We start from the raw sequence: 6,040 nt of genomic DNA, 5'->3' as shown, positions 1-6,040 counted from the left end.
AAATATAGGTATTAAAAAATTAATCTCACAACCTCAAGTGAATGAAAGTGAAAAAGACTGGCATCATGCTGTTCTCAGTGATATAGGGTTTCGACTTGATCATGTTGATTTTCCTTGTGTTTTCTCAAAGAGAGCATTTAAAAAAAAGTTATTAAAATTTATCTTTGTAGAGAATGCAAAGAAGAGTGGCATTCAGCATTTAGCTGAAGGGCTTAAAGATTATGTTGCACTTTCGCAGAATTGGAATGGCGATTTAAATACCGCATACCCGCTGATTGTTGCGTTCTCACAAGAAGCAATAAGAGTTCAGTCTATTAGTGATTATCACGCTTTTGGCTGGGAAGTTTTGCAGAAATTACATGAAATAGATCCCGAACCCTGGCCGGAAGGTATTAATAAAAATCCTGATTCTTCAGCCTGGTGCATGTGTTTTAACGGTATGCAGCTATTCTGCAATATGAGCAGTCCGGCGAACCGGTCACGTAGGAGCAGGAATCTTGGTGAGCATTTTATTATGGTCATCAACCCACGTGAGCGTTTCGATATCGTCGCCGGTAATACTCCGGATGGTCGTAAGATCCGTGAAAATATCCGTAATCGCATTGATAAATATGATGATATTCCCCGTTCTTTGCAGCTTGGCTCTTATGGTACAGAAGCACTTGAATGGCTGCAGTATGGCCTTCTGGATGAAAATGTGAAGAGAGAGGGCAAGTGCCCGTTTATGTTCAGGAAAAAATGAAGCCAGCATTAGTTTTTATGAGTTATGACCGAAGGTTAACCTGAAATTTTTATTGATAATAATGAAAAGGAAACTGTTCCATGATTGATCTTATCGTTTCTCAGGGTCGCATAGCTGATAGGGCAGCACGCATGATAGAAGGCGCTGCTCGTACCGCTGAGGCGTTAAAAAAACACTATGGTATTCAGGGGCATTTTATTGGAAAGAGCGCGCCTCCTGAGAACGATGACTGGAGTGTTAGTCTTCCTCAAGCCCGTGAAACGCTTGTTGAATTGCGTCAGGCAATTGAAGCGAGTATTAAGGGAAAAAACCGGACGTTTATGCTCGCTAATACCTGTTCTGCGAGTCTTGCTTCATTACCTGTTGTCGCGCGGGAGCATCCGGAAGCGGTAGTGCTTTGGATTGATGCACATGGTGATTTCAACACACCGGAGACAACAGAATCAGGTTACCTCGGTGGTATGGTACTTGCTGCTGCCTGCGGCCTCTGGGATAGCGGGCACGGTTCTGGTTTACGTCCTGAACAAATTATTCTGGTTGGTGCCCGTGATATAGATCCACCTGAGCGTGAAATTTTGCAAAAGCAGGGTGTTCGGATAATTCCACCAGCAGAGGCAACACCTGAAAATATTCTGAAAGCTGTTAATGGCGCGCCGGTCTGGATCCATATCGACTGGGATGTTCTTGAGCCAGGTTTTTTACCGGCGGATTATTCAGTGCCGGATGGTATGTTGCCATCGCAAATTCAGGCAATATTTGAAGCAATGCCTTTGGAACAGCTTTTGGGAGTCGAACTGGCTGAGTTTAATGCTTCAACTGATGAAGAAAAGAACGAAAAAGCACTTTCAATTATTCTCGATATTGTTGCTCCTGTATTTGAAACAGCAGCAAAAGTGAAATAACAGGAGAACAATTTTCTTATGCCTCTCTACAACAGTATTCTTGAGACAATTGGCCGTACGCCTATCGTTAAATTAAATCGTATGGCTCCCGACCATGCCACGATATATGTGAAGGTGGAGTCTTTCAATCCCGGCGGTTCGGTAAAGGACAGGCTTGCTCTTTCCGTTATCCTTGATGCAGAAGCAAAAGGGCTACTGAAACCCGGCGACACAATTTGTGAATGTACTTCCGGTAATGTCGGCATTGCCTTAGCAATGGTGGCTGCTGCCCGTGGCTACAAATTCGTGGCGGTGATGTCGGATAGTTATTCGGTAGAACGCCGTAAATTAATACGTATGTATGGCGGAAAAGTTATTCTCTCCCCCGGTCATGAAGGAAGTAGTGGTGGAAACCGTCTGGCCGATAAGCTTGCGGCAAAACATGGCTGGTTTCGTGCTAATCAATTCCAAAACCCTGCCAATCCGGCTTATCACCGTGAAACAACAGCAGCAGAAATTCTCAGTGATTTTGCCGGAAAACGGCTGGATTATTTTGTCACGGGTTTTGGTACCAGCGGTACTCTGACCGGAGTTGGTCAGATGTTAAAACTGGCACGGCCTGACGTAAATATTATTGCTACTGAACCTGAAAATGCCGCTGTGCTGGCGGGTAATTCGTGGAATTTACATCAAATTCAGGGTCTGGCACCTGACTTTATCCCTGACATACTCGATAAAAGCGTTATTGATAAGTTACTGACCGTGGATGAGATATCGGCGCGTGATACAGCCCGTCGCCTCGCCAGGGAAGAAGGCATATTTGTGGGTATTTCCGCAGGGGCGACTTTGGCAACAGCGCTTCGTGTTGCTGAAAGTGCACCAGAAAATTCGGTATTACTCGCAATGCTGCCTGATACGGGGGAACGTTATCTTTCCACGTTTTTGTTCGAAGGGATGAATGAAGGGTCAGATGATGAGTGGCTGTCATCTCTGTAATCATTTTTGAGGACATTTGCTCTGATGGAAATTGCTTAATGAATACAGTTGCATTGATTACCGATGAAGCCAGCTTGCCAGAAGATTATGATATGCCGTTGTTACTCGATGCTTGTCGCACTATCGGGCTGAGCACTGAGATATGTTCATGGCAGGACCAGTCTATTGATTGGTCACGTTTTGATGCGGTGCTTTTGCGTTCTCCGTGGAGCTACGTCGATCATTTACCTGAATTTCTGGTCTGGTGTGAACGTATTAGTGTTTTAACAGAACTGCTGAATCCCTTGCCAGTAGTACGCTGGAATCTTGATAAGTTTTATCTGGCTGATCTCGCGGCGCACGGTGTGCCGGTTGTACCTAGCAAGTTTATTAGCCCCGGCATGAATATCTTACAGAATCTGCGGGCATTTCTTGCTGAGCATACGGAATCTGACGAAATTGTGATAAAGCCTACTGTAGGAGCTTATTCGAAGGATATTCAGCGCTATAAACGGCAGCAGGAGGATAAGGCTGTCGAGCACATCACTTATCTGATAGAAAAAGGTTGTCACGTAATATTGCAGCCTTATCTGGTGTCAATCGATAGTGAGGGCGAGACTGACCTGACCTACTTCGACGGTGTTTATAGCCATGCTATCCGTAAAGGTGCTTTGCTTATGTCTGATGGCACAGTGAATTTCCCATTACAGGAATTTCGCAAGGCGCGAGTGGCAGATGAAAATGAACGTGCAGTTGCTTCACTTGCCCTTGATACCGCTGTTCGGCATATGGGGCTTGATCATGCTTTGCTTTACGGACGTGTGGATCTTGTGCGGGGTAATGATGGTAAGCCGATTGTACTGGAAATAGAAATATGTGAGCCTTCGCTGAACCTGCCCTTTGCTGAGGGTGGTGCGATGCGATTCGCACAGGCTCTGGCTGACAGACTGATAAAATATTCTGCTTAACGGAATAATACCCCTGAGAAGTAAAAGTTTGCTTCTCAGGGGTACAAATTTAGCCCTGATAATCCAGATAACTGAATAAGGCTGCAAGTTTATGGTTGGCCTCTTGTTTATCAAAAGGCTCTAGTGGCTGATGCGGATCCAGTCCCAGTAATTCTAGGTATTCTGCTTCTTCTTCCGTCAGCAGTTTCTTTTTTCTCAACTTGAGTACATTGTTCCACTGCCAGATACCGCCGGAGTCTTCAACCGGGCATGTCCCGTTTCCTGCGGTGACTTTAGGTTGAATGATGTCTTTTTCCAGAACTTTTTCTACTGTGATCTGATGATCCCAGCAGTCACCAAAGTCATATTGGTAGTAAAGCTCACTCCCGACATCACGTAAAAATAGACCGAGACAGACCTGATCATAATTTTCTTCCGGAATTGTTATTCCGCCGACCTCAAAACAGAACAGGTGTGCATCTTCCCATCCCATAGCAGCCTGTATCACATCATGCACTTCACTCAGCGTCATCTGGTTACTGAGATGAACGCGGCGCCAGACTGCTGGGCTTGCTTCATCTAAGCTGATTTTAACAACCAGCCCCTGAGGGAGTATTGAGTCTGAGGTGTCCGTCAGCCCCATAGCAAAGAGCTGGAAACTGGCTTCTGACAGGTTGTCGAATAAGCCAAACCTTTTACGATTGATGGCAGGGTCGTAAAGCGCGTGAGCCAAATCCAGATATTCATTGGTCAGGCAGCGTTCTTCTGATGAGAGCTTATATTTCTCGATAGCAGCCGAGTAGGTCAGTCGTCCGGCAAAGATGTCTTTGTTGGCATAATAGTAGAGTTTCAGTAAATCTCTGGGTTTTTTCGCTTTCAGTAGATACTCTTCGGGTGGCAGCCAAGTCATCATAAGCGATGATTGCACATTGTGACCGTAATTGGCGTAACCGAGACGGCTGTTTTCCTGTCGCTTAGGATTGACCTCATAACTCAGTTTCTGGCTCCATTGCTCAAGATCAAACGCTTCTGGCTGCGTCCAGTCGATGGGCAGTTGGGCTATCCAATACAGTGAATAGAGGTCGAGTGGTGTGTTCTTATTTTGCTGAACGGAAAGGATCCAGGGCAATATCTGTTTTAGCCAGTCCGGAGAAACCGGAGTGAAGTTGATATCGCTGCTTAACTGTTCTAACAACTCAGGAATGGGTTGGTCAGGATCAATATTCAGCATGCTCTCTCTGATACCTGATTTAAAATCGAGCATCATACTTAGCTGATATTCTTGATTATTCAGCATGACTTTCATCATCATACTGGCACAGTCATTGCCATCCACCTCAGAAGCGTATATTTCATATATTTCAGCGGCTGCCCGTGCTTTATGGTGTGCCATAGCGCGTTTTTTCCATCGCTTCATATAGGGTTTAACTGAAGGATGTCGGTTGAAGTGGGCACACAGGTTCACAAGCTGCAAATAGGATAAATTTTTCCACGCCGAAGAAGGGCATTGATCCAGCATTTCGGCACTGGCAAGCGCAACAGATTCTTCAAAATATTGCGTCAGCAGAAGCAAAGCATCAATACCCCATGGATATTGAACGACTTCCGTCAGAATATAAGGCAGTACTTCAGGTGGTGCGACAGAAAAACCACTTTCAAAAACCTCAATGAATTCGATACTGGATTTCAGGTTAAACTCGTTAATCAGTTGCCTGATTTTCTGCGGTTTTTGAGGGAAAGGGGTAACATTAGTCTCATCAGGATACTCAGATTTCTGCATCAACTGTGCAAGGTCCGTCCTGATATGAAACTGATATTGCTTCAGGATTGAGACACATAACAGGACATTCTTGTGATTAAGCTCGAAGTTTTCTTTGCAATACTCCAAAACCAATCCAACAGCCTGCTCAAATTGTTCTTTGGTTCCCTTCGGGGAATGAATCGCGACTAACTCTAGTTCCGCGATAGCAACATCAAGCCAGTCTTTAACGGCACCCCTGATATCATCCATCGTTTCTTCAGGGAGTGTTATCACCAGAGTGATCAACATAAAGACATTCTCTGGCTCGGAAAACCAACGTGTTTGCTGAGGGGTTAGCTGCTGTTTCTGCTCAGGCTTTTTGGCGTATTCTTCTATTGCAGAGGATAATATTTCAGGTGTTATTTTCATCACTAAGCTCTTTAACTATTGAGGGGTGAACTAAAAGAGTGATCATGATTACTGTCAAATCCACCCTTCTGTTTTTTATGAACATGAATAATCTAGATTGTAAACTCAGAATCAGCGGAATTTCATGCTGATGATACCTGTTATTGTTGTCTTGATCGCGCATTTATTCAGTGAATGGATAAGCTGGTAGCTGATTATTATTAACTTATTGATCACGCGATGCTCGACTTTAACATCCTATAACGTTGGCTTGCTGAAGCCAGTCGCGTTGACTTTTACCTTGTTTAAAATTGGCAAAAATACCCAACGTGTGAGAAAGCAGTTT

5 protein-coding genes and 1 pseudogene are annotated in these 6,040 nt (G+C 44.6%); 4 read left to right on the top strand and 2 right to left on the bottom strand.

The features are described from left to right. The 4 genes from AACX68_RS04830 to AACX68_RS04815 all read left to right on the top strand — a co-directional run. Nucleotides 1-742: YqcI/YcgG family protein (locus AACX68_RS04830; RefSeq protein WP_228860733.1), on the top strand; the 742-nt coding region annotated here is incomplete at its 5' end. Nucleotides 743-822: 80 nt separating this feature from the next. Then, a complete protein-coding gene (locus AACX68_RS04825) occupies nt 823-1,644 on the top strand; it encodes an arginase family protein (RefSeq protein ID WP_228860732.1) in 822 nt (273 codons plus the stop codon). 18 nt (nt 1,645-1,662) lie between these two features. Continuing rightward, nucleotides 1,663-2,619 (top strand): cysteine synthase A, encoded by a 957-nt coding sequence (cysK, locus tag AACX68_RS04820; protein WP_228860731.1) that lies wholly within the window; start codon nt 1,663-1,665, stop codon nt 2,617-2,619. Nucleotides 2,620-2,657: 38 nt separating this feature from the next. Further along, nucleotides 2,658-3,566 carry an ATP-grasp domain-containing protein gene (locus tag AACX68_RS04815; protein ID WP_228860730.1) on the top strand — a complete coding sequence of 303 codons (909 nt, stop codon included), beginning with the start codon at nt 2,658-2,660 and terminating at the stop codon, nt 3,564-3,566. 49 nt (nt 3,567-3,615) lie between these two features. On the opposite strand, the gene AACX68_RS04810 is transcribed toward AACX68_RS04815, so the two are convergent. Then, nucleotides 3,616-5,715: a plasmid pRiA4b ORF-3 family protein gene (locus tag AACX68_RS04810; protein WP_228860729.1), complete on the bottom strand. Its 2,100-nt coding sequence runs from the start codon at nt 5,713-5,715 to the stop codon at nt 3,616-3,618. A gap of 229 nt (nt 5,716-5,944) precedes the next feature. After that, nucleotides 5,945-6,040 (bottom strand): annotated as a pseudogene (locus AACX68_RS20110) (IS982 family transposase); the annotation flags it as partial.

The sequence above is a fragment of the Xenorhabdus sp. PB61.4 genome (assembly GCF_963894935.1).
Taxonomy (GTDB): domain Bacteria; phylum Pseudomonadota; class Gammaproteobacteria; order Enterobacterales; family Enterobacteriaceae; genus Xenorhabdus; species Xenorhabdus stockiae.
This window is presented reverse-complemented; position numbering and strand designations above follow the sequence as displayed.

What these genes read in the sequence shown, in the direction of transcription:
- AACX68_RS04825 (WP_228860732.1), top strand. Translation starts at nt 823, where the DNA reads ATGATTGATCTTATCGTTTCTCAGGGTCGCATAGCTGATAGGGCAGCA.
- AACX68_RS04810 (WP_228860729.1), bottom strand. Translation starts at nt 5,715, where the DNA reads ATGAAAATAACACCTGAAATATTATCCTCTGCAATAGAAGAATACGCC.
- AACX68_RS04815 (WP_228860730.1), top strand. Translation starts at nt 2,658, where the DNA reads ATGAATACAGTTGCATTGATTACCGATGAAGCCAGCTTGCCAGAAGAT.
- cysK (WP_228860731.1), top strand. Translation starts at nt 1,663, where the DNA reads ATGCCTCTCTACAACAGTATTCTTGAGACAATTGGCCGTACGCCTATC.